The 23,824-nt window shown below is 49.8% G+C and carries 24 protein-coding genes; 21 read left to right on the forward strand and 3 right to left on the reverse strand.

Features of this window, described 5'->3' with window-relative positions:
• The first annotated feature begins 1 nt into the window (after window position 1).
• The 9 genes from pnpS to KQJ23_RS19175 all read left to right on the forward strand — a co-directional run bounded on the left by pnpS (window position 2) and on the right by KQJ23_RS19175 (window position 10,294).
• Entirely contained in the window at window positions 2–1,810 is a 1,809-nt protein-coding gene (gene pnpS / locus KQJ23_RS19135) for a two-component system histidine kinase PnpS (protein ID WP_216480508.1), read from the forward strand.
• Between the two features lie 119 nt (window positions 1,811–1,929).
• Window positions 1,930–2,661 carry a response regulator transcription factor gene (locus KQJ23_RS19140; protein WP_216480509.1) on the forward strand — a complete coding sequence of 244 codons (732 nt, stop codon included), beginning with the start codon at window positions 1,930–1,932 and terminating at the stop codon, window positions 2,659–2,661.
• A 113-nt stretch (window positions 2,662–2,774) separates the two neighbouring features.
• Window positions 2,775–3,866: a methyl-accepting chemotaxis protein gene (locus tag KQJ23_RS24025; RefSeq protein ID WP_346779431.1), complete on the forward strand. Its 1,092-nt coding sequence runs from the start codon at window positions 2,775–2,777 to the stop codon at window positions 3,864–3,866.
• A gap of 147 nt (window positions 3,867–4,013) precedes the next feature.
• The gene (gene pstB, locus KQJ23_RS19150) at window positions 4,014–4,769 is read left to right on the forward strand and encodes a phosphate ABC transporter ATP-binding protein PstB (RefSeq protein WP_216480510.1); all 756 of its coding nucleotides are present in this window, start codon (window positions 4,014–4,016) and stop codon (window positions 4,767–4,769) included.
• A 19-nt stretch (window positions 4,770–4,788) separates the two neighbouring features.
• Complete coding sequence (gene phoU / locus KQJ23_RS19155) at window positions 4,789–5,448, forward strand: phosphate signaling complex protein PhoU (RefSeq protein WP_216480511.1); 660 nt, start codon at window positions 4,789–4,791, stop codon at window positions 5,446–5,448.
• Window positions 5,449–5,586: 138 nt separating this feature from the next.
• A complete protein-coding gene (polA, locus tag KQJ23_RS19160; RefSeq protein ID WP_216480512.1) occupies window positions 5,587–8,256 on the forward strand; it encodes a DNA polymerase I in 2,670 nt (889 codons plus the stop codon).
• A 42-nt stretch (window positions 8,257–8,298) separates the two neighbouring features.
• A complete protein-coding gene (mutM, locus tag KQJ23_RS19165; RefSeq protein ID WP_216480513.1) occupies window positions 8,299–9,135 on the forward strand; it encodes a DNA-formamidopyrimidine glycosylase in 837 nt (278 codons plus the stop codon).
• 5 nt (window positions 9,136–9,140) lie between these two features.
• On the forward strand, window positions 9,141–9,734 hold the full coding sequence (gene coaE / locus KQJ23_RS19170; protein ID WP_216480514.1) for a dephospho-CoA kinase: 594 nt from the start codon (window positions 9,141–9,143) through the stop codon (window positions 9,732–9,734).
• Entirely contained in the window at window positions 9,731–10,294 is a 564-nt protein-coding gene (locus tag KQJ23_RS19175; protein WP_216480515.1) for a lytic transglycosylase domain-containing protein, read from the forward strand. The genes coaE and KQJ23_RS19175 overlap by 4 nt, the downstream gene beginning before the upstream one ends.
• A gap of 79 nt (window positions 10,295–10,373) precedes the next feature.
• Here the strand turns inward: KQJ23_RS19175 and KQJ23_RS19180 are convergent, their stop codons facing one another.
• Window positions 10,374–10,592: an alpha/beta-type small acid-soluble spore protein gene (locus KQJ23_RS19180; RefSeq protein ID WP_044477736.1), complete on the reverse strand. Its 219-nt coding sequence runs from the start codon at window positions 10,590–10,592 to the stop codon at window positions 10,374–10,376.
• A 101-nt stretch (window positions 10,593–10,693) separates the two neighbouring features.
• Here KQJ23_RS19180 and nrdR point away from each other — a divergent pair, with 101 nt between their 5' ends.
• The 7 genes from nrdR to KQJ23_RS19215 all read left to right on the forward strand — a co-directional run bounded on the left by nrdR (window position 10,694) and on the right by KQJ23_RS19215 (window position 15,938).
• A complete protein-coding gene (gene nrdR, locus KQJ23_RS19185) occupies window positions 10,694–11,164 on the forward strand; it encodes a transcriptional regulator NrdR (protein ID WP_216480516.1) in 471 nt (156 codons plus the stop codon).
• 30 nt (window positions 11,165–11,194) lie between these two features.
• Window positions 11,195–11,404, forward strand: coding sequence for a hypothetical protein (locus KQJ23_RS19190; protein WP_216480517.1), 210 nt, complete (start codon window positions 11,195–11,197; stop codon window positions 11,402–11,404).
• 219 nt (window positions 11,405–11,623) lie between these two features.
• The gene (locus KQJ23_RS19195; RefSeq protein WP_249529914.1) at window positions 11,624–12,568 is read left to right on the forward strand and encodes a phosphate ABC transporter substrate-binding protein; all 945 of its coding nucleotides are present in this window, start codon (window positions 11,624–11,626) and stop codon (window positions 12,566–12,568) included.
• A gap of 79 nt (window positions 12,569–12,647) precedes the next feature.
• Window positions 12,648–13,550: a phosphate ABC transporter permease subunit PstC gene (gene pstC / locus KQJ23_RS19200; protein ID WP_216480518.1), complete on the forward strand. Its 903-nt coding sequence runs from the start codon at window positions 12,648–12,650 to the stop codon at window positions 13,548–13,550.
• Window positions 13,547–14,434, forward strand: a complete 888-nt coding sequence (gene pstA, locus KQJ23_RS19205; RefSeq protein ID WP_216480519.1) for a phosphate ABC transporter permease PstA — start codon at window positions 13,547–13,549, stop codon at window positions 14,432–14,434. Before pstC ends, pstA begins: the two co-directional genes overlap by 4 nt.
• A gap of 10 nt (window positions 14,435–14,444) precedes the next feature.
• Window positions 14,445–15,203 carry a phosphate ABC transporter ATP-binding protein PstB gene (pstB, locus tag KQJ23_RS19210; RefSeq protein ID WP_216480520.1) on the forward strand — a complete coding sequence of 253 codons (759 nt, stop codon included), beginning with the start codon at window positions 14,445–14,447 and terminating at the stop codon, window positions 15,201–15,203.
• Between the two features lie 99 nt (window positions 15,204–15,302).
• Window positions 15,303–15,938: a DedA family protein gene (locus tag KQJ23_RS19215; RefSeq protein ID WP_216480521.1), complete on the forward strand. Its 636-nt coding sequence runs from the start codon at window positions 15,303–15,305 to the stop codon at window positions 15,936–15,938.
• Between the two features lie 5 nt (window positions 15,939–15,943).
• Here KQJ23_RS19215 and KQJ23_RS19220 read toward each other — a convergent pair whose 3' ends face one another.
• Window positions 15,944–16,162, reverse strand: a complete 219-nt coding sequence (locus KQJ23_RS19220) for a hypothetical protein (protein ID WP_216480534.1) — start codon at window positions 16,160–16,162, stop codon at window positions 15,944–15,946.
• Between the two features lie 158 nt (window positions 16,163–16,320).
• Here KQJ23_RS19220 and KQJ23_RS19225 point away from each other — a divergent pair, with 158 nt between their 5' ends.
• Window positions 16,321–16,425, forward strand: coding sequence for a YjcZ family sporulation protein (locus tag KQJ23_RS19225; protein WP_212942489.1), 105 nt, complete (start codon window positions 16,321–16,323; stop codon window positions 16,423–16,425).
• A 363-nt stretch (window positions 16,426–16,788) separates the two neighbouring features.
• Window positions 16,789–18,138: a lytic polysaccharide monooxygenase gene (locus tag KQJ23_RS19230; protein WP_216480522.1), complete on the forward strand. Its 1,350-nt coding sequence runs from the start codon at window positions 16,789–16,791 to the stop codon at window positions 18,136–18,138.
• Between the two features lie 455 nt (window positions 18,139–18,593).
• On the opposite strand, the gene fabV is transcribed toward KQJ23_RS19230, so the two are convergent.
• Window positions 18,594–19,787 carry an enoyl-ACP reductase FabV gene (gene fabV / locus KQJ23_RS19235; RefSeq protein WP_216480523.1) on the reverse strand — a complete coding sequence of 398 codons (1,194 nt, stop codon included), beginning with the start codon at window positions 19,785–19,787 and terminating at the stop codon, window positions 18,594–18,596.
• Between the two features lie 201 nt (window positions 19,788–19,988).
• Between fabV and KQJ23_RS19240 the strand changes: the two genes are divergently transcribed.
• The 3 genes from KQJ23_RS19240 to KQJ23_RS19250 are packed head-to-tail and all read left to right on the forward strand — an operon-like array spanning window position 19,989 to window position 23,673.
• Window positions 19,989–20,735 (forward strand): DeoR/GlpR family DNA-binding transcription regulator, encoded by a 747-nt coding sequence (locus KQJ23_RS19240; protein WP_216480524.1) that lies wholly within the window; start codon window positions 19,989–19,991, stop codon window positions 20,733–20,735.
• A gap of 2 nt (window positions 20,736–20,737) precedes the next feature.
• On the forward strand, window positions 20,738–21,667 hold the full coding sequence (pfkB, locus tag KQJ23_RS19245; protein ID WP_216480525.1) for a 1-phosphofructokinase: 930 nt from the start codon (window positions 20,738–20,740) through the stop codon (window positions 21,665–21,667).
• A complete protein-coding gene (locus KQJ23_RS19250) occupies window positions 21,664–23,673 on the forward strand; it encodes a PTS fructose transporter subunit IIABC (RefSeq protein WP_216480526.1) in 2,010 nt (669 codons plus the stop codon). Before pfkB ends, KQJ23_RS19250 begins: the two co-directional genes overlap by 4 nt.
• The last annotated feature ends 151 nt before the right edge of the window (window positions 23,674–23,824 follow it).

Genomic DNA, 23,824 nt, shown 5'->3' on the forward strand with positions numbered 1-23,824 from the left:
AATGAGGACTTTTCGCAGACGACTTACGCTAATCATGATGAGCCTGGTCGGCATTTCGATGCTGGCAGCCGGAGTTACAATGGCTCAAGTCTATAAGGACTCGCATATACGCGCATTAAAAGAAAATATGGCCCGGGAGATTTTACTGCTGGAGAGCACCTTTGATTTTTTACCGATGGATAGTGCCGAAGCATCCGACTATTACACGGCAAAAGCCCGCGAATTGGAGGACGTAACCGATTCCCGGGTAACCTTCATCATGCGGGACGGAACCGTTGTTGGGGATTCCGAAATGACTTCCGAGGAAATGGACAATCATGCGCACCGGGAGGAAATTGAATCCTCTGCAAGTGATAAGATCGGCAGTGCTATCCGCTACAGTGAGACCATCGGCGAGGATATGCTCTACGTGGCGCATGGGGTTACTTCAGCGAACGGGAACTTCGACGGGTTTATCCGGCTGTCTATGAGTCTGGCTGCGGTAGGACAGGAAATGAATAAGGGCTGGTACTATATGGGCGCAGGGTTAATGATTCTGTTCCTGGTGGCAGCCTTCGTCAGCTTTCGGGTAGCGGCGGGATTGACCAGGCCTCTGGAGAAGATCACTCGCGTTGCAAACCGGATATCCCGCTTGGAATATGATGCGAGAGTGGACTTGTACCGACGGGATGAGATCGGGCAGCTTGGAGCAGCGATTAATGGGATGGCCGACAGCCTTCAACAGCAGCTTAAGGTCATTCGCGATAACGAGGAATTGATGGAAAGTGTCCTTGCCAATATGACCGGGGGGATCATTATGATCGACAGCACAGGCAATATTGCCCTGCTCAACCGGGTAGCGGAGAAGATTATGCATGTCAGCTCTGATCAGATTCAAGGGAAATCGTATCAGGTTTTGAAGCGGAATTACGAGCTGCTCAAGTTTGTTGAGGAAGGAATTACGCGTCAGGAATTTCTTCGCGAGGAGCGAACGATCTACAATCCCGAGGAGCGGATTCTTCAACTGGATGCAGTTCCGATGTTCGAGGACGACGACAGTTACAAAGGATTGCTGGTGCATCTGCAGGATGTCACGGAAATTCGCCGGCTGGAAAGGATGCGCAGTGAGTTTGTCGCCAATGTATCCCATGAATTGAAGACCCCGATTGCTGCAGTCAAAGGCTTTGCCGAGACGCTGCTTGCCGGCGGGGTAGCGGATAAGGAGACGGAGCGATCCTTCCTCCAGATTATTCATGATGAAGGAGAACGCTTGAATCGCTTGATCGGTGATATTCTGGAACTGTCGAAGATCGAATCCAAGCGCGCGCCGCTAGAATATGCTCCCGTTCACCTCAAGGACTTGTTCGACAACATCATTGAAATGCTCGGCTCTTCAGCCGCGAAGAAGAATATTAGTCTCAATCATTACATTCCCGAGCATTTATTTATGGAGGGAGACGAGGACCGGCTTCGGCAGATTTTCGTTAATCTGCTGTCAAATGCGATCAGCTACACGCAGGAAGGCGGGAAGGTCAGAATTGACTGCGAGATCACAGGAACACCGGACGAGGAAAAGATCGCGATTACCATTAATGATACCGGAATCGGAATCCCCAAGAAGGACTTGCCGCGAATATTCGAGCGCTTCTATCGTGTAGATAAGGCCCGCTCACGCAGCTCAGGCGGTACAGGATTAGGTCTTTCTATCGTTAAGCATCTTGTTGAGCTGCATCAGGGTACAATAAGGGTGGAGAGTAAAATCGGGGAAGGATCTTCGTTCACCCTGGAGCTTCCGATTATGCAGCAAAACCCGGGGACAGACCCGATTTGATGAATGCAGAGAGTTCTTGAGCATTTTACACGCCGTTAACATTTCCGTGATATGCTTGGCTTGTTCAGCGTTTTGTCTATGGCAAAGCGACAGGTTGAATAAAAGAAGGGGGAACCAGCATGACTCAACGATTGTTGGTCATTGAGGACGAACCGACGCTGTCGAGGCTGCTGTCTTATAACTTAAGCAGTGAAGGCTTTGAGGTTGTCGTCGCTGATCATGGCCAAATCGGCTATGATACCGCGAAGAGTCAGGAGTTCGATCTGATTCTGCTTGATCTGATGCTTCCGGGGATGAACGGGATCGAGATTTTGTCCAAGCTTCGCGGAGAGGGCAGCAAGACGCCGGTCATTATACTGACGGCAAAGAATGCGGAGGAAGAGGTCGTACAAGGGCTTAAGGCCGGTGCCGACGACTACATCACCAAGCCCTTCGGTGTTGCAGAGCTGCTGGCCAGAGTGACGGCGGTCCTTCGGCGTACCGGCGGCGGACACGAGGATCGGGAGCCTTCTCTGGAGGAACGGGAGGATGCCCAGATTACACTGGGGCCGTTGTCCATCTATCCCGAGAAATACGAGGTTACACTGAACGGGGAAGCCATCGTGCTTAGACCTAAGGAGTTTGAAGTGCTGCTTTACCTGGCACGAAAGCCCGGGGTCGTTATGACCCGAGACGATCTGATGAACGCCGTTTGGGGCTTTGATTATATCGGAGGGCAGCGTACCGTCGATGTTCATGTCAGCTCGCTGCGCAAGAAGCTGGAGCTGGACCCGGGATCGGTGTATATCGATTCAATTCGGGGTGTGGGTTACAAGCTGGTTGTGAACAAAAAGAAAACCGTCCATCATTGAGACCCATTGATGGACGGTTTTTCATTTTTTCAGCGATGGACTTTATTCTCCGCTAACAATTGTCGACTATCCTCTGAAAAGAGAGTGTATTCCGTACATAGGGAGTGGTGGTCGTGACAAACCTGGCTGTTATGGAGAGACCTGCTGTCGGGGTGAATGTGGCTGATTTTAGCAGGAACGTTCCGGTAATACGTGGAGATCAGAAGTGCAGTGATGTACTCGGCATGTTCAAGAATGATTCCGATCTTCCGTGTCTCGTCATTTGTGACCAGGGGGAGCGCCCTCGCGGTCTGGTTATGCGGGATTATTTCTATCGCCATCTTACAGGAAGATTCGCGCCGGACTTGTTCTATGAGCGTCCTGTACGTGACTTTGCACAGCCGGAATATGCGGTATATGAAATATCCACGCCTCCGGGAGAGCTGTTGGATCATGCGCTTCATCGGACCGGGCATTTGTTTTATGATAGTTTGATTTTAACGCAGGACGGGAATTACTATGGGGTAATGACGCTGCAGGATTTAATGCTTCTCTCAAGAAAATTACAACAGGAAGCTGAAGTCGAACGCCAAAACACGCTGCAGCGGAGCGTAATGCTAGTTGATGATATCGGGAAAACCGTGGTTCAGGCCTCTGAGGCTTCAGAAAGAAGTCTGGAGGAAACGCAGCAGATGTCGAGGCTGGCACTGGCAGGGCAAGAAGACCTCAAAGAGGTTACTGAGGCGTTTAATCGCGTGAAAAAAGTCACATCTTCTCAACAAAATCAAGTGGATGAGTTGTCCTCTTACTCACAGGATATTTCTCGAATCGCAGCGCAAATTCGTGAGCTTGCCGAACTGAGCGGTATTCTGGCGCTCAATGCTTCGATCGAGGCTTCGCGGGCAGGAGAGCACGGACGCGGATTTGCGGTTGTGGCAGAGGAAGTACACCGGCTTGCCAAAGAGACCAAGCAATTATCGGGGAATATCGAGGAGACGCTGGACCGGGTTGGTGAGCTGGTGAAGGCAACGGATCAATCCATGCGCGTCACTAGCGGAGAATTGGAGCATAGTCAGAACCATGTTATCCAGGCGGGCGATACTTTCGGACAACTGGTCCAATCCGTGCGAAGAACCGAGCAAACAGGCCGGGAATCTGCGTCAGCCACTGTTCAAGCGCTGAAGATGACAGAAATGGTGAATAAAGAGCTTACCGCTTTGTCGTGAAATTTTACACTGCGTTAACATTTAGGCTCATCCCGCTTTACATAGCTTATGTAAAATCAATATGAAACAATCGAACCAAGCATCGGTACAGGTCCCAATGACAATTGAGGCCTTGCTTCGCATGTAACTTCTTATGGTGGTGAAGGCATGACAACAATCATCCGAATCAATAACTTGAAACTGTACTACGATCAATTCCTCGCCTTGAAGGACGTATCACTGGATATTCCCGAGAAGGCAATTACTGCGTTCATCGGACCGTCGGGATGTGGAAAGTCAACGCTTCTGCGGACCTTAAACCGAATGAACGATATGATCCCTGCCACGCGGATTGAGGGTTCTGTTCAGATTGCCGGTTCCGAGATTTATGGTGAAGATGTTCAAGTGGAAACCTTGCGTAAGCAGGTCGGTATGGTGTTTCAGCAGCCGAATCCGTTTCCGAAATCAATATATGACAACGTGGCCTACGGGCCAAGGCTTCATGGCTCTCCGGGCAAGGCAGAGCTGGACGAAATGGTAGAGCAAAGCTTGCGACAGGCAGCATTATGGGATGAAGTGAAGGATTTCCTCAAGCGTTCGGCGCTGAGTCTGTCCGGCGGGCAGCAGCAGAGACTATGCATTGCACGGGCGATTGCCGTGCAGCCTCAAATTTTGCTGATGGACGAAGCGACCTCCGCACTTGATCCGATCTCTACGCTAAAGATTGAGGAATTAGTACAGGAGTTGAAGAGTAAGTATACCATTGTGATGGTCACGCATAACATGCATCAGGCTGCCCGCATTTCGGACCGCACGGTATTTTTCTTGAATGGAGAAATTATTGAGGCAGACGATACGCGTAAGCTGTTCTCAAATCCATCGGATTCGCGCACAGAAGATTACATTTCCGGACGATTCGGATAACCTAAGGAGGCAGCTGTACATGATACAAAGAAGAGATTTCGATCAAAGCCTGGAGGAATTGCGGCAGCTGCTGCAGAAGATGGGCAGGCATGTAGAGAACACTTTGAGCGAGTCGATCTCTGCCCTTCAAAATCTGGATGAGGCTAAAGCTCGAGCCATTATCGAGAAAGATATCGAGTTGAACGAAATGGAAGAAGAGGTTATGGATCTTGGGGCTCGGCTTATTGTGACACAGCAGCCGGTGGCGAAGGACCTGCGGCGGATTATCGTCGCTTTTAAAATCTCGAGCGATCTGGAACGCATGGGAGACCTGGCGATTGATATATCCAAGGTGACCTTGCGCCTGAAGGGTGAAGCCTTGATCAAGCCTTTGGTCGACATTCCTAAGATGGCTGAACTGGCCAATGAAATGGTACAGGAGTCCTTGCAGTCTTATCTTGACGAGAACACGGATCTTGCTTATAAGATGGCTAAGGACGATGATGAGATTGACCATTTGTACAGCCAGATTATTCGTGATCTGTACACGTATATGACAGCGCATCCGGAGTCCTTGCATCAGGCAATCCACCTTACCTTGGTTGGACGTTATATTGAACGGATTGCTGATCATGCGACCAATATCGGAGAAAGCACGGTTTATCTGGTGACTGGGCATCGCCCGGACTTGAACGTATAACAGAATACAATATTTGGAATAACCCCTCACGGCTTGCTGTGGCGGGTTATTCTTTTTTTGGTTATGCTATTTGTTTTTGGCAAAAGGGAACCATGTGTTAGAATAGAACGAGGAGTATGCTGAAGGAGAAGGTGTCACATGGATAAATTGATTCTGATTGACGGCAACAGTGTTATTTACCGCGCTTTTTTTGCGATGCCGCCGCTTACCAATTCTAGCGGTCTGCATACGAATGCCGTATACGGCTTCACCAATATGATGCTTCGGCTTATTCAAGAGCAGAAGCCCACACACCTCCTGGTTGCCTTTGATGCAGGCAAGCAGACCTTTCGGCATGAAGGCTATCAAGAATATAAAGGCGGCCGGGAGAAGACACCGCCGGAGCTTGCGGAGCAATTTCCGTTATTGCGGGAGCTGTTGGAGAGCTTTGGCATTTCCTGGTTTGAGCTCGCGGGCTATGAAGCAGATGATATCATCGGTACGCTGAGCCGGCTGGGTGAGGAATCGGGACTTGAAGTGCTGGTTGTCACCGGTGATAAGGACATGCTTCAGGTTGTAAGCGACAAGGTCACGGTAGCATTGACCCGTAAGGGCATTAGCGAGGTCGAGCCATATGGTCCGAAGGAAATTGAAGAGAAATACGGATTGACTCCGTTGCAAATTATTGATTTGAAAGGTCTGATGGGCGATGCGTCAGACAATATTCCCGGCGTTCCCGGGATTGGCGAGAAGACAGCGCTGAAGCTTCTTCATCAATTTGGTTCTGTGGAGGAAGTGCTGGCTCGTACCGATGAACTGAAGGGCAAGATGAAAGAGAACCTGGTCAATCATGCGGATGATGCTGTCATGAGCAAAAGGCTTGCTACGATTCACCGTGAAGTGCCGATCGACCGTTCGTGGGATACGATGATATTCAACGGCTATAAGGAAGAGACGGCAGTGCCGATGCTCCGCAAACTGGAGTTTAAGTCGCTTCTGGAGCGATTGAATTTCAGTGGCGGCGGAAGCGATGGGCAAGCGGATGGAGCAGCGGCTGAGGTCTCGCAATTGCAAGTGGTTGTTACGATCGTGGAGCTTGCTTCTTTGAAGGAACTTGAAGCCCGCTTGCCTGAAATCGTGGGTCTGCACGTAGAAAGCCGCGGGGACAATCCTCATCAGGCGGAGCTGCTCGGTATAGTGCTCTCAACTAAAGAGCGGCATTTCTTCCTGCAGCCCGAGGTGTTGAAGAGCGAAGAAGCGGAAGCGGTTCGGGCATGGCTGGCCGATGAGCAAGCTCCGAAGCGGGGGTATGATCTGCATCGCGCGGACTTGACCTTGTTCTGGCACGGGATTCCGTTTGCCGGAGCAGAATTCGATATCCAATTGGCAGCGTATTTGCTTGATCCGACCGAGAGTGATCAGACTTTAAGCGCATTGTCTGCCAAATACAATCTGGCCTCTTTGCCGTCAGATGATGAGGTGCTAGGAAAGGGAGCGAAATTCAAGGTTCCTGAACTGGATATCTTCAGCAATCATCTGGCTCGTAAGAGTGCGGCGGCTATTAGCATTGTGCCGAAGCAACGGGCTGAGCTTGAACAGAACGAGATGCATAAGCTCTTCTATGAACTGGAAATGCCGCTCTCACGTATCTTAGCGGATATGGAGAAGCAGGGCGTGGCGGTTGACCGGGAGAGCCTCATTCAGTTGGGGCAAGAGTTTGAAGCACAAATCTCAAAGCTGGTATCGCAAATTTATGAGATTGCGGGAACCGAGTTCAATCTGAATTCACCAAAGCAGCTTGGGGAAATCTTGTTCGACAAGCTGGGACTTCCTGTGATCAAGAAGACCAAGACGGGATACTCTACCGATGCCGAGGTGCTGGAGAAGCTGGCACCGTATCATGATATTGTCCAATATATATTGGAATACCGGCAGCTAGCGAAGCTGCAATCCACTTATGTAGAGGGGCTTCTTAAGGAAATTCGCAGTGAAACCGGTAAGGTGCACACCTATTTCCGCCAGACCATTGCAGCGACCGGGCGTCTGAGCAGCCAATTCCCGAATTTGCAGAACATTCCGATTCGGATGGAAGAAGGGCGGAAGATCCGCAAAGTATTTGTCCCTTCCGAGGAGGGTTGGTATATTCTCGGCGCCGATTATTCGCAGATTGAATTGCGGGTGCTTGCGCATATTTCGGAGGATAAAGGCTTGCAGGAGGCATTTCTCCATGATATGGACATTCATACAAAGACGGCAATGGATGTGTTCGGGGTATCCTCGGACCAGGTTGATGCCAATATGAGACGTTCCGCCAAAGCGGTTAATTTCGGGATTGTTTACGGAATCAGTGATTACGGCTTATCACAAAACCTGAACATTACCCGGAAAGAAGCGGCCCGATTCATCGATCAATATTTCGATGCCTTCCAGGGTGTCCGGAAGTATATGGATGATATTGTCCGGGATGCCAAGCGGGATGGCTATGTGAAGACCCTGCTGGAACGCAGACGATACCTGCCTGAAATTAACGCATCCAACTTCAACCTTCGGTCGTTTGCCGAGCGAACGGCGATGAACACGCCTATCCAAGGAACGGCAGCCGATATCATCAAGCTTGCGATGGTGCTGATGGATAAAGCCCTGAGCAGCCATGGCTTGAAGAGCCGAATGCTCCTTCAGGTGCATGACGAACTTGTCTTTGAGGTGCCGCCCGAGGAACTGGAGCTGATGAGCAAGCTGGTTCCCGAGACGATGGAGAAGGCGCTGAAGCTATCTGTGCCGCTTAAGGCTGAAGTAAGCAGCGGGTTGAACTGGTATGAAGCCAAGTGAGATATGTGATGATTCTTTAACCATAGATAAGAGGTGAACGAAATGCCGGAATTGCCGGAGGTTGAGACAGTCAGACGAACCCTGGCAGGGTTAATAGTCGGCAGAACGATTGATAGGGTCTCGGTGCATCTGCCGCGGATTATTCAGCGGCCCGATGATGCCCGGGTGTTCGAAATGGAGCTTGCAGGCCACAAGATTGAGAATGTGGGACGCAGAGGAAAATTCCTCTTGATCCGAATGGATAACCTCGTTCTGGTATCTCATCTGAGAATGGAAGGAAGATACGGTCTGTATCAAAGCGGCGATCCGGTCGAAAAGCATACCCATGTCATCTTCCATTTTACGGACGGGAAGGAGCTCAGATATAAGGATGTGCGCCAATTCGGAACGATGCATCTGTTTGCGCCTGGACAGGAACTGATCAGCAAGCCGCTGGCCAAGCTGGGGTTGGAGCCGCTGGATGAAACCTTTACCTTTGAAGCTTTTTGCAGAGTAATTGCGGGAAGAACCACGAAAATTAAGCCCGCTTTGCTGAATCAGGAATACATCGTAGGCTTGGGCAATATTTATGTGGATGAGGCTTTGTTTCGAGCAGGCATTTATCCGCAGCTTCAGGCGAATCAATTAAGTACGGAGCAGCTCCAGAAGTTATATGAGGCCATCTTGGCCACCTTATCGGAAGCTGTGCTTGCCGGAGGATCTTCCATTAAGTCCTATGTAAACGGACAAGGAGAGATGGGGATGTTCCAGCACAGTCTGAATGTATATGGAAGACAGGGGCAGCCCTGCCCTGCTTGCGGACAACCTATCGAGAAGATTACGCTGGCCGGGCGGGGAACCCATTACTGCCCGGAATGCCAGCCTGCGGGAATGGAGTGAATGCTGTGAATATCGGACTTACGGGAGGCATTGCCACCGGCAAGAGTACCGTCTCACAAATGCTCGTTGCACGCGGCGCTGCATTGATTGATGCGGATGTGGTAGCCAGAAGAATTATGGAGCCCGGTCATCCTGTACTTGCAAAAGTTGTTGAAAGGTTCGGCGAGACTGTATTGCTGGCGGATGGCCGGTTAAATCGCAAGCGGCTTGGAGAGATTGTGTTCGCTAACTCCCTGGAGCGTAAAGCGCTGGAAGCCATCACACACCCTGCGATTCGCCGGGAGATGAAGGCGGAGCTGGACGTGCTGGAGCAGGAAAATCCCGAACGTCTGGTGGTTGCCGATATCCCCTTGCTGTACGAGTCGGGGCTTGAGAAATTGTACGAGAAGATTATGGTGGTCTATGTGCCACGAACCCTCCAGTTGGAGCGTCTGATGCAGCGGGATGCATTGACTCGAGAACAGGCCGAACTAAGGCTTGCCGCGCAGATGGATATCGAGGAGAAGAGAAGACGGGCGGATATTTTGATTGATAACAGCCGGAGTTATGAAGAGACCGAGAGTCAAATCGATGACTTCTGGCGGAGCCAGGTTTTATGAGGTGGCTGAGAAAAAAGAGAGTCCTGTTGGCGTTGTTCTTAGGTTTTATTGTGATCCTGTTCTTTAACTCTTCTTGGCTGGCTTTATTCTATCCGATTTATTATAAGGAAGAAATCCGGACGCATGCCGGAACTTATGGACTGGACCCCCTGATTGTAGCTGCTATTATTAAGGTGGAGACCAACTATAAACCAGGAGCGGAATCCCCAAAGGGGGCGCTTGGCATTATGCAGATCATGCCGGATACCGCAGATTGGGTCGTGCAGAAGGCGAAAATGGAAGAAGTGGAATTGAGCAGGGTGAAGGAAGAAAGCGGCTTGAATATCCAGATTGGAACCTGGTATTTGGACTGGTTAGGCGATCAATTTGACGGCAACATGATCGCTATGATTGCCGCCTATAACGCCGGGCCGACGAATGTGAAGAATTGGCTCCAAAGCGGCCGCTGGGACGGCACATTGGAGACGGCGAAGAATATTCCGTTTGGGGAGACAAGGCACTATGTGCAGCGGGTTGCACATTACTACGAACAATATTCAAGGATCTATTCGGATTTCTGAGCTGAGAAGATAAAAAAGGAAGCACAAGACAGCATTCGCCATCTGTGCTTCCGTGCTCGTTCAGAAGTTATATTGTCCGTTATTTAAATTGACCTGCCAATTGTTGTTCGGCCAGAGTCACCAGACGTTTTGTAATATAACCACCGATCGAACCGTTTTCGTAAGAGGTCAAGTTACCAGCGTAACCGTCTTGCGGGAAAGCGATACCCAGCTCTTGAGCAACCTCGTATTTCATTTGTTCCAGCGCTCCAGAAGCTTGCTTCACCACCAGGTTATTAGATGAATTGTTTTGGGCCATGTTGTTGTTCACCTCCTTGAGTTGGTAACAGTATTATGCTCGGCAATTGTAAAGTTCATTACTGAATCTTACAGTTATATATTGGAAAGGAGTAGAAGACCTTGAAATGTCCTTATTGCGACTATCTTGGAACGAAGGTGCTGGATTCCCGTCCAGCGAATGAAAATCGCTCGATTCGCCGGCGTCGTGAATGTGAGAAGTGCAACCGCCGCTTCACTACCTTTGAAATGGTTGAAGAAATGCCGCTCATTGTGATTAAGAAGGATGGAAGCCGGGAAGAATTTAGCAGAGAGAAGATGCTGCGCGGTCTGATCCGGGCCTGCGAGAAGCGTCCGGTGTCGGTGGATCAATTGGAGTCGATCGTATCGGAGGTCGAACGCTCCATGCGTCATTCTGCGAATGCTGAAGTAGAGAGCCGCGGGATTGGAGAGTTAGTGATGGAACAGCTCTATCCGGTAGATGAAGTGGCGTATGTTCGTTTTGCATCTGTGTACAGACAGTTCAAAGACATCAACATGTTTATGAAGGAACTGAAGGGGCTGCTGTCCAAAAATACGGATGATGAGTCCTGAGCATTAACGTATTGGGGTGAGTAATTCAATATGAAGGAATATCCCGCTTCAATCTTGAAATCGTTAACACCGGCAGGCCTCGCTATTGGCTTTTTGGCGGGGACCACCCTGGGTAGCGGCTTGTCCTTCTTGATGGAGTGGCAGCCGAACCGCCTTATTCTGACTGTCGCACTGTTAGGGTTGGCCGGAGCCGCCCTTGGCTCCGGAACTGCCGCCTACATAAAACGTAGTGTCACTTAGCAGTATTGATTCTATATTCACAAAAAAGGACTTGACCGAATTCTGTTCGGCCAAGTCCTTTTTTTGCTGTCCGTTTATAGTATATGGAAGTTGAAGCAGAAAAACATTAGGGATTAACGTATGAATTTTTTACATTGCGTTAACATAACCAATACACGACCTTTATACTTGCTTCTTATAATCGATATTGTACAAACAAATAAGGGGGAAACCTGAATCATGAAGAAAAGTTTGATGTTGGTTATGACTATTTTATTGACTGTAACACTTGCAGCATGTGGACAAGGCTCGAACACGAACAACACGGCTTCGAACACGCCTGATACATCGTCCAACACGGGCAGCACAAATAATACAGCAACTGAACAAACAGAAGAATTGAGCGGCTCCGTACTTGCAGTAGGTTCTTCCGCACTTCAACCGCTTGTTGATGAAGCTTCCAAGAAGTTCATGGATCTGAACCCTAAAGTATCGATTCAAGTGCAAGGCGGCGGTAGCGGTACTGGCTTGACTCAAGTCTCAGGCGGCCAAGCGGATATCGGTAACTCCGATGTGTTCGCAGAAGAGAAGCTTGAAGCTGGACCGGCTGCAGAGTTGGTTGACCATCAAGTAGCTGTAGTAGCCATGGCAGCGGTTGTTAATCCGGAAGTAGGCGTGGATAACCTGACCAAAGATCAATTGGTTAAGATTTTCTCGGGCGAAGTGAAGAACTGGAGTGAAGTTGGCGGTGCGGATCAAGCAATCCAAATCGTAAACAGACCTTCGAGCTCCGGTACGCGTGCTACTTTTGAAAAATATGCATTGGGTACAAAGACAGAAGACCTTGAAGGATCAATCCAAGAGGATTCCTCGGGTACCGTAAAAAAGCTGGTTGCTGAAACTCCTGGCGCGATCGGTTACCTGGCTCTTTCCTACCTGGATGACTCCGTAAAGACTGTGAAATATGAAGGCGTTGAAGCAAGTATAGAAAATGTAACAAACGGCAGTTATCTGGTGTGGGCATACGAGCACATGTATACAAAAGGTGAGCCGACCGGAGCTGTCAAGGCATTCCTCGACTTCATGGTTTCCGAAGCAGTTCATGAGGATATCGTTGAACTTGGCTACATTCCTATCTCGGAAATGCAAGTAACACGCGATGTTGACGGCAACATTACCAAATAATTTATTACCTACAACAACATAAGGTCAGCAAAGAGGCGAGCATTCGCCTCTTTCTGTGCTGAACAAAGGGAGAGGTACTATGGCTCGTTCCAACGATAGCCGCAGAGTGAAACAGCATATCATCGAAGAATGGACAGGGAAAATTCTTACGTCCTTGTGTATCGTTCTATTAGTCGTGACCATCTTCTCAATGGTCTATTTTGTCGCGACTAAGGGTCTGAGCTCATTTTTCAAGAATGGAATCAGCTTGGCCGAGATGCTCGGGGGGACCTCGTGGAAGCCGGAAGGAAATCCGCCGATGTTCGGTGCTCTGCCGTTCATTTTCGGGTCCTTTGCGACGTCTATGCTTGCAGCGGTAATCTCTGCTCCGCTCAGTATCTGCGCGGCTCTGTTCATGGTGGAGATTATGCCGAAGCTGGGGAAAAAGGTGCTGCAGCCGGCAATTGAATTGCTCGCCGGGATTCCTTCCGTTGTCTATGGATTCGTCGGCCTGAGTGTTATCGTTCCATTATACCGGGATATATTCCCGGGACAAGGTCTCGGAATATTGGCAGGTGCTTCTGTATTGTCTGTCATGATTCTGCCTACGATGACTTCGATTGCTACCGATGCGCTTCGGGCTCTGCCAGCCGGCCTGAAAGAAGGCTCCTATGCGCTGGGCGCAACCCGCTGGCAGACGCTCTCGCGAACGGTCATTCCCACTACGCTTCCTGCCTTGATGACAGGAGTCGTGCTTGGAATGGCACGTGCATTTGGCGAGGCGCTGGCTGTGCAGATGGTTATCGGGAACGCACCGCATATTCCGAATTCCTTGTTCCAATCCACCTCCACGCTTACAAGTGTGATCACACTAAGTATGGGGAACACGGTTATGGGCTCGATCCAGAACAATGTCCTGTGGACGCTTGCTCTGATTCTGCTGCTGATGACCTTTGTCTTCGTCTTCATTGTACGCTGGCTTGAAAGGAGAGCAATTCGATGAGCGCAAAAACAGTAGACAGAATAGCAACCGGGGTCATCATATTATTTGCTGGCATCATTGTTCTCATTATGGTGGGCCTGCTTGGATTTATATTGGTAAGAGGACTTGGTCATATCAGCTTTGACTTCCTAACCTCTCCGCCGGAGACGATCCGTGCAGGCGGAGGAATCGGACCGCAGTTGTTCAATTCCTTGTTCCTTCTGGTGCTTACGCTTATTATTACGGTTCCGCTCGGTTTAGGCGCAGGAATCTATATGAGTCAATATGCCAAGCCGGGAAAGGTAACAGACTCTATTCGCCTGATCGTTGAAGTGCTCTCTTCCTTTCCGTCCATCGTTGTAGGCTTGTTCGGCCTCCTGGTATTTGTTAATACGTTTGGCTTTGGATTCTCCCTGTTCTCCGGTGCGTTGGCGCTGACGGTATTTAACCTGCCGTTAATGGTGCGGATTACTGAGCAAGGCCTGGCAAGTGTGCCGCAGGCACAGAAGGAAGCCAGTCTGGCCCTGGGGTTGTCCAAATGGAAAACGATCCGCTCGGTTATGCTTCCGATTGCGCTGCCAGTTATCCTGACAGGAACCATTCTGGCCGCCGGACGTGTCTTCGGAGAAGCGGCAGCCTTGTTATTTACGGCCGGTATGAGCAGCCCACGGCTTGACTTTACGGATTGGAATCCGTTCAGCCCGATGTCGCCGCTGAATCCGTTCCGTCCTGCCGAGACGCTGGCCGTGCATATCTGGAAGGTCAACTCGGAAGGGCTTGCCCCCGATGCGCCTGAAATTGCTGCAGGTGCTTCAGCCGTGCTGATCTTGACGGTTCTGTTGTTTAACCTGTTGGCCCGCTTTGTCGGACGCCAGCTCCAGAAGAAATTTACGGCATCGAGATAGGAGGATACCCATGCGTAATATTGTAATGTCTACGAAGGATCTTAATGTGTTTTATGGAGAAAAGCATGCGGTTAAAAGCCTCTCGCTTGACTTTGCGGCCAAGGAAGTCACGGCGCTTATCGGGCCTTCGGGCTGCGGGAAGTCTACATTTCTGCGCAGCTTGAACCGGATGAATGACTTGATTGCGGATGCGCGAATTACCGGAGAGATTCGAATTGGAGAAGAGGATATAAACCACCCCAAGACAGATGTGGTCCTGCTGCGGCAAAAGATTGGCATGGTTTGGCAAAGACCGAATCCTTTCCATAAGTCGATTTATGAAAATATTGCTTTCGGCCCGCGTTACCACGGGATTCGAGACAAGAAAAAGCTGGATGAGATCGTGGAGAACTCCCTGCGCAAGGCTGCGCTCTGGGAGGAGACCAAGGACCGTTTGAACCGTTCAGCATTGTCGCTCTCTGGGGGGCAGCAGCAACGACTGTGCATCGCGAGATCCATTGCTGTAAGTCCGGATATCATCCTGATGGATGAGCCCGCTTCAGCCTTGGACCCGGTATCCAGCGCCAAAGTTGAGGAATTGATCGCCGAGCTGAAGCGGGAATATTGTATCGTCATCGTAACCCATAATATGCAGCAAGCAGCCCGGGTATCGGATTATACCGCGTTCTTCCTGATGGGAGATCTGGTAGAGTATGGGGCGACAGATCAAATTTTCACCAATCCAGTGGATAAACGTACCCATGATTACATTTCGGGAAGGTTCGGCTAAGCCCGGTTCGGAATGATATTTGGAACATGGATGAAATTGGAGTAATATAGGGATGGTGCTTGTACGCACCGTATCCCATACATACAGGAGACGTCATCCATGAACATACTGGAGTGGATTGAGGAGATGTTCCGCAGCTATGGCTATTTCGTGCTATTGTGCGGGCTTCCTCTGGATTTCATCGCTCTTCCGATCCCGCCGGGACAAACGACACTCACCTATACCGGTTATTTGGCGTTTAAGGGAACGCTTGAATTGCTGCCGGCTATCCTGGTTGCTTATGCAGGGTCAGTCATAGGAATTACCGTTACGTATTTGATTGGCCATCATGTGGGGGCACCTCTGCTCCAGCAATACGGAAAGTGGTTCTTGATCAAGCCCTCCCACTTGGAGCGAACGCGGAGAACATATGATAAATACGGAAATAAAATGCTGTTTATCAGCTTCTTCATTCCTGGAGTAAGACAACTCTTCGGTTATTTCGTAGGAATCATTAAGATTCCATACAAGACCTTTGCATTGTATGCTTACCCTGGGGCGCTGATCTGGGTCACTGCCTTTATTGGCATCGGCTATATCTTTGGAGAACAATGGCATTTGGTCATACGTCTTGTCGAGAAGTATCTGGCTTTCTTCTTTGGTGGAGTGTTCGCCTTGATCGTGCTTTTGCTGGCGATGAGATGGAGAAAGTGGAAGCGATGGCAGCTACGCCGAACTGAGGTCGATAAGAAGTGAGCGAATTATGTTAAAAAGTCAGTTAAGACGCTCTGTCCTTTATTTTTTTCTGCTTCCTGTTGTAATTTAATGAGGGATAGAAATGAGAAAAATTCGCCCAACGTGCTAAGACCGGCTGCGATGATTGCAAGATCATCGGCGGACAAGTCACTTAGGACAATTTCTTTGTTTTTTCCTGTGCCATTACCCGTGCTTTTGATACCTGCCTTTTTTCTGCCGGCCAAATGTACCACCCGCTTAAGATCATCTTGTTCTATGATGTATGTTATGCTCGGCGAAGATGGATGCAATGGGCGGGCTTGAAATATAGGCACCCCCGTGCCGTGACAATTAGTTAGGGCTCTTAATATGATACCCTATACTGATGTGAGGAGGGGAAAGCATGTCGGGATGCAATGAAGTTGGCGTTGGAGGACTTTGGACATCTACAGGTGTGATTCTTGTGTTGTTTATCCTGCTGGTGATTATCTCCAGAACATTCGTATAACTTAAGAATTTGCATGTAAAGAGCACTGCTGAAGCAGTGCTCTTTACTATTTCATTATATTGTCAAAAGATATAGAAATTCTGATAAATAACAACAATATATTACATTTAACAATGATTTCCTATTTCCTTTCACACAAAAGACACAGAGGTCGTTATAATGAGTATTGAGGGGTAATTTACTTTTTCTTCCTATATACCGCACTATTTCCACTTTTATTTGCGGCAAATAACCTTCGATCCTATCCCTTAAGTGATTAAGCAGAGGAGGTGAGCACAAAGCAGATCCAGTTTAAATGGACAAGCAGGGAGTAATTTCGTTCAGGTGATTTTCGTTTTCAAAAAAATGAAGGAGGGATTTCTAATGACTGAAGCTCGTTATACCCGTTCATTGTATTTGAAGGCACTTGGTTCACTCGGAGTTTTCCTCTTTGCGTGCATCTGTATGTTTGTGCTTACCGAGAAGGCATTCGCACATGGATATGTTGAATCCCCAGGGAGTCGGGCTTATTTATGCAAGCTTGGTCAGAACAGTGATTGCGGCGCTGTGGTGTATGAACCACAGAGTCTGGAGGCACCGAAGGGATTCCCTGCGGCCGGTCCGGCAGATGGTAAGATTGCCAGTGCTGGCGGAATATTCCCTAAGCTGGACGAACAATCGTCCAGTCGCTGGACCAAGGTTAACATGACTGCCGGCCAGAAGACATTCACCTGGACTTTAACCGCTCCCCATGCCACTTCAAGCTGGAAATACTATATTACGAAGCCGGACTGGAATCCGAATGCGCCGCTAACACGCGATTCATTTGATTTAACTCCGTTTCATTCCGTCAATTATGGTGGAGTTCAACCTCCATATACGTACACAGACACGCTGAATGTTCCTGCCCGGACAGGCTATCATGTCATTCTGGCGGTATGGGAAATTGCGGATACGGCAAATGCCTTCTACAATGTCATTGATGTTAACTTTGGAGGAAGCAACCCCGTGGACAATCAGGCTCCGACAGCACCAGGAAGCTTATCCTACTCCAATGTAACCTCGACGACAGCAACCCTTTCCTGGTCGGCTTCAACGGATAATGTTGGCGTGACTGGTTACCGGATTTACCGGGGAACAACTCAAATCGGCTCGGTATCGGGGGCGGTTCTTAGCTATACGGCAACCGGGCTCAGTCCCGCTACGGCTTATACCTTTCAGGTCAAAGCTATTGATGCAGCAGGGAATCTGTCCGCCGGCAGTAATACAGTCAGCTTGACGACCGGCACAGCGGCCCCGGATACGCAAGCGCCGTCTGCTCCAGGTAATCTCCATGTGATGGGGACGCCTACGGCTTCCAGTGTGCAACTGATGTGGAATGCGGCTACGGATAATGTGGGTGTGATCGGTTATAAGGTCTATCGCGGCGCCAATCTGGTCGCGACTCTATCTGGTGCGACAACTTCATACACTGTAACCGGCTTATCCGCGAATACAACGTATTCCTTCACAGTTAAAGCGATAGATGCAGCAGGTAATGAATCAGCGGCAAGCAATTCGGTCAGCGCCACAACGGCCTCCGCCTCCAGCGCCCAGCCTTGGGCTGCCGGGGTAGCCTATGAGGTTGGAGATCTCGTCAGCTACAATGGCAGCACCTACGAATGCCGCCAAGCGCATACTTCATTGACAGGCTGGGAGCCTAACGTTGTTCCCGCCCTCTGGCTGCTGAAATAACGAATAGGCCTGTCCCAAAAGCCTCCATCGAATGATTCTGCGTATGCATATTAGTGGCAACGTGTGAAGTGTGCTTACGATCGCTGTTGTTCACGGATTTATTTGATTTGAATAAATCATAGCAAGGTAGAAATCCGATCACAAAGGCGAACGCTAGCGAGCTTATGCTCTCGAAGCAGCTTTCCTGCAGAAAGCCTTTGCTGCACACTTCACACTTATGTCTTTATTACGCAGGCTCTTAGCCCGGCTTTATGGGAGCTTAGCCTTCGCCAAGTCAAGAAATTCTATGCAGTAGGAGCTCTTAATGCAAACAGGCCTCCCCTCAGGCTTTTGGGAAGGCCTCTTCCTGTTTGAAATCAGCGAACAACAGCAATCATAAGAACATTTTCTCGTCTGCTTCCTTGCGTATTTTATATGTTCAACTGATGATGAACGAACGCTGCTTTCCGCTGTCATTAAGATATTACATTTTGTACCGCAACCTCAGGGTCGCAATCCGCTTCATAATCCACGCCATCTGTCTCAAAGCCGAATAATTGGAAGAACTCCTTGCGGAATCCTTCAAGGTCAGTAAGCTGAAATACATTATTTGTCTCCAGCTCTGCCCAAATGCGGCTTACCTCGTCTTGGATATCCTCCCGCATTTCCCAATCATCCAGGCGAATCCGCTCCATTGAATCAACAGGTACCGATCTCTCTGTATAAAGACGCTCAGTGAATAAGCGATACATTTGCTCAATAGTGCCTTCGTGAAGACCATGTTCCTTCATCGTCTTGTACAAGACCGACATATATAACGGCACTACCGGAATTGCGGAACTGGATTGCGTGACGAGTGCTTTGGTCACTGCGACATAGGCGCCGCCTCCACCGGCAGACAGTTGCTCGTGAAGCTCTCTGGCGGTTTGCTCCAAATGGTCCTTAGCTTTGCCGATGGTGCCTTCGCGGTAAATAGGCTGAGTGATCTGAGAGCCTATATAGGAGAAGGCTATCGTAACGGCATGCGGGGCCAGGACACCGGCAGCATTAAGGACCTTAATCCAATCCTGCCAGTCCTCGCCGCCCATCACTTTTACCGTGTGTTCAATTTCCTGCTCCGATGCAGGGTCAAGCGTAACCAGGCTGACTTCTCCTGTATGGAAATTAACAGTCTTGTTCGTGTAGCTCTGTCCTATCGGCTTCAGTACAGAGGTGTAGGTTTCTTCTGTCTTGGAATCATGCCGGCGGGCAGTGGCAACACTGTAAATGATCAAATCCACCTGGCCCAATTCCTTAGCGATGACATCTGCTGTCTTCTGCTTGGTCTCGAGGGTGAATGCATCTCCAGTCACGCTGAAGGAACGGAGTCCTGCGTTATGGGCAGCTTCCTCAAAGGCTGCTGAATGATACCATCCGGCGGAAGCCGTCCGTGAACCGCTTGCTGCGCTTGGGCGATATACGCCGATGGTATTGGCCCCTGCGCCAAAAGCGGCCACAATTCTGGAGGCTAAGCCGTATCCGGTTGAGGCGCCGATGACGAGAACATTTTTCGGGCCGGAAATTCCTGGACGATGTTGTACATACTCGATTTGCTGCTGCACCTGACGGGCACATCCCTTCGGATGCGCAGTCGTGCAAATAAATCCCCGGGTACGTGGTTTAATTATCATATAGAAGGTCGATCCTTTCTTTACCTAATTGAAGCTATTTCAAATTTGGAGAATCCTTGTTCTATTGTAACATGCCTTTTAAGTGAGCAATAGAGTTCGGAAAAGGTTCGAATTCATTAGAGTGTTTTTGATTATTTGTGATTGATTTTGAATGATTATGTGTTAAGATATAAATCGAATGATGGGGCTGGAGGGAATGTCATGCTGACAGAAGAGCGGTATGAAATAATTATAGAGCGCTTGCAACAGCGTGGAATTGTTAAGCTTCAGGAGCTGGTTGAGCTGCTTGGAACATCGGAATCAACCGTTCGGCGTGATCTCGTTGACCTGGAGGAGCAAGGGCTGTTACGGAGAATTCATGGCGGAGCAGCACTTCCGAAGGATAATCGGCAGGAGCCTGGTATGAATGAGAAAACGTTCAAAAACATTCAAGAAAAGGATTTGATTGCTCGCCGGGCGGCCAGACAGCTTCGCGATGGCGATTGTATTTTTCTAGATGCGGGTACTACTACTTTGAAGATGATTTCCTATATAGAAGCGGAGCAGGTGACGGTGGTTACAAACGGGTTATCCCATGTGGAGGAGCTCGTGGGTAAAAACATTCGCAGTTATTTGCTGGGCGGGATGATGAAGATGCATACAAAGGCCGTGATCGGAAGTATGGCCATGCAGAATATGGAGCAGTTCCGGTTTGATAAATGCTTTTTGGGAGCCAATGGGGTGGATGCCCAGATGGGGTATACTACACCTGATCCAGAGGAGGCGCTGATCAAGCGCAGGGCGAAGGAACTGTCGGGAGCAGCCTTTGTTCTTGCAGATTCCAGCAAGCTTGGCGAGGTGCTGTTTGCCCGGATGTTTGATCTTGAGGATGCTTATCTCATTACAGACGCTGTTCCGGATGCGCTAAGGGAATCATTAACTCACAAAACTAAGATAATTGAGGGATAGCCATGATCTATACAGTGACACTGAATCCGTCCATTGATTACATCGTTCATGTGGATGGATTACAGCTAGGAGAGCTGAACCGCATGCGGGATGATCTTAAGCTCCCGGGGGGCAAAGGAATCAATGTATCGCGCATACTTAGCAGGCTTGGTGTGGAAAATACGGCACTTGGCTTTTTAGGCGGTTTTACAGGAGATTTTCTCAAGGAAACCCTGGCCTCGGAGAACATCACGACAGATTTTGTTCAGGTTACAGGGGATACCCGAATTAATATCAAGCTCAAGCATGGGGAAGAGACCGAGATTAACGGTCAAGGTCCAGCGATTACTCCCGAGGAGGCGGATGAACTGTGCCGGAAATTGGATTCGCTCGCTGCCGGCGATATTGTCGTGTTGTCCGGAAGTGTACCTTCTTCACTGGGAGGTATGTACTATGACCGGCTGATTGAAGCTTGCAGCAGAATAGGTGCCCGTTTTGTATTGGATACAACGGGGGATACGTTGACACGCGGTGCCTCGCTCGGGCCCTTATTGATTAAGCCGAATCATCATGAACTGGCTGAGCTGTTCAATGTTGAAATCAACTCGATCGATCAAATTATCTATTACGGTAAAAAGCTGCAGGAGCAGGGTGCCGAGCATGTTCTCGTCTCGATGGCGGGAGATGGCGCGGTCCTGATTACTAAAGAGGGAGTCTACCGCTCCAATGTTCCTCAAGGGATTGTCCGCAATTCGGTCGGTGCCGGGGATTCGATGATCGCAGGGTTTGTGGGAGCATGGGCTCAAGGCGGAGATGTTATGGAAGCATTTGCTGCAGGGGTTGCATCCGGAAGCGCCACGGCATTCTCTGATGACTTGGCGGAGGCAGAACTGATTCATAAGCTGCGTAAGCAAGTTGAAATTAAAATTGTTCATGAGGGGTGGACCGAATGAAAATCACGGATCTGATGCTCAAAGAGACGATGATCATGGATCTGCAGGCAACAACGAAAGAAGCGGCATTGAATGAGTTAATCGCAAGTCTGTCAGCCAGCGGCCGAATCAATGATGCTGTGGAATTCAAGCAGGCGATATTAAAGCGGGAAGGTGAATCAAGCACCGGAATTGGCGGCGGGATCGCGATGCCGCATGCCAAGACGAAGGCAGTCAATGAGGCAACGGTCGTCTTTGCGAAAAGTGCCCAAGGTGTTGACTTCGAGGCTCTGGATGGAGAACCGGCGTACCTGTTCTTCATGATCGCAGCACCGGACGGTGCGGGAAATACACATTTACGGACCTTGGCTTCGCTTTCCCGGCTATTGATCGACAGTGACTTTATCCAGCAACTGATGAATACATCGTCACCTGAAGAAGTAACCCGATTGTTCGATGAAAGACAGAGTGCGGACGAAGCGGCGAAGGCAGCGAGAGAAAAGACAAAGCTTGAGGCGGAAGCGCACAATCAAGAAGATAAGCCAGCCACGGTAGCGGGTGCGGCCCCGGCTTCGGCTATGGCTTCTACGGGTACGGCAAGTGGCGATCATAGTGAAGAACCATTCGTCATTGCCGTAACGGCATGTCCGACGGGGATTGCCCATACGTTCATGGCAGAAGATGCCTTGAAGAAGAAGGCCAAAGAAATGGGTGTGAATATCCGTGTGGAGACGAACGGTTCTGAAGGCGCAGGCAATGTACTGACTGCCGAGGAGATTCGCCGGGCGAAGGGGGTTATCGTCGCCGCTGACAAGAAGGTGGACATGGACCGCTTTGATGGAAAGCCGGTGCTTCAGCGTCCGGTCAGTGACGGAATCCGAAAGCCTGAGGAGTTAATCCGTAAAGCCGTGAATGGTGACGCTCCCATTTACCGGAGTGCAGGAGCTGGCGGTCAAGCTGAAGCTGCCAAGACCGGGAAGGGAAGCATAGGCAGCAAGATTTATAAGGATCTGATGAATGGCGTCTCCCATATGCTTCCGTTTGTAGTCGGCGGCGGGATTTTGCTGGCTTTATCTTTCCTGTTTGAGCAGGTACTGGGGGATGATCATCCGCTCGTTACATTGCTGATGGCGATCGGCGGAGGCGACGGTGCGTTTCATTTCCTGATTCCGGTGCTGGCAGGCTTTATTGCCATGAGCATCGGCGATCGTCCGGCGCTCATGCCGGGGATGGTCGGCGGCCTGATGGCGGTAGGCGCCAATGCAGGGTTCCTTGGCGGTCTGGCAGCGGGCTTCCTTGCCGGTTATGTCGTCATTGGTTTGAGGAAAGTGTTTGCTGGTCTGCCTAAAACGCTGGAAGGCCTGAAGCCGATCCTGCTCTATCCGATCTTTGGCCTGCTGGTTACGGGTGCGATTATGCATTATCTGTTCGGACCATTCTTCAGTTGGATTAATGAAGGCATGATCAACGCACTGAATAATCTTGGCACAGGCAATATGGTGTTGTTAGGTGTGCTGCTTGGCGGTATGATGGCGATCGATATGGGCGGACCGTTCAATAAGGCGGCGTATACCTTCGCAATCGGCGTCTTCACTTCCAGCGGTAATACGAATGGCATGATGATGGCAGCTGTTATGGCCGGAGGGATGGTTCCTCCGCTTGCAATAGCCTTGGCAACCACATTGTTCAAGAACAAGTTCACCGCCCAGGAGCGCCAATCCGGCTTGACGAACTATGTGCTTGGCTTCTCCTTTATTACGGAGGGAGCCATTCCGTTCGCAGCTGCCGATCCGCTGCGGGTACTGACGACAAGCATTATCGGCGCAGGGATTGCCGGCGGATTGACCCAATGGTGGGGAATCAATATTCCGGCTCCGCATGGCGGTATTTTCGTAGCAGCCCTGGCGAACCATGCCCTGCTGTTCCTGCTCGCTGTGGTCATTGGTGCGGTAATATCCGGCTTGGCGTTCGGACTGTGGAAGCGACCGCTGGCAGGCGCGGAGAAACTGGCTGCACCGGGAAAATAAATTGAAGGATGTACTTTAGAACTGCCGATGGAAAAGCGTGATAAGATGCTATCTGTCGGCAGTTTTTTTACACCCCTGCTTCTGTCAATCGTCTGTGAAAATGTCACCTTAACTGTGCTATGAAAATGTCACTTATTTGTTGGAGTCTCCT

The sequence above is a fragment of the Paenibacillus brevis genome (genome assembly GCF_018919145.1).
Taxonomy (GTDB): domain Bacteria; phylum Bacillota; class Bacilli; order Paenibacillales; family Paenibacillaceae; genus Fontibacillus; species Fontibacillus brevis.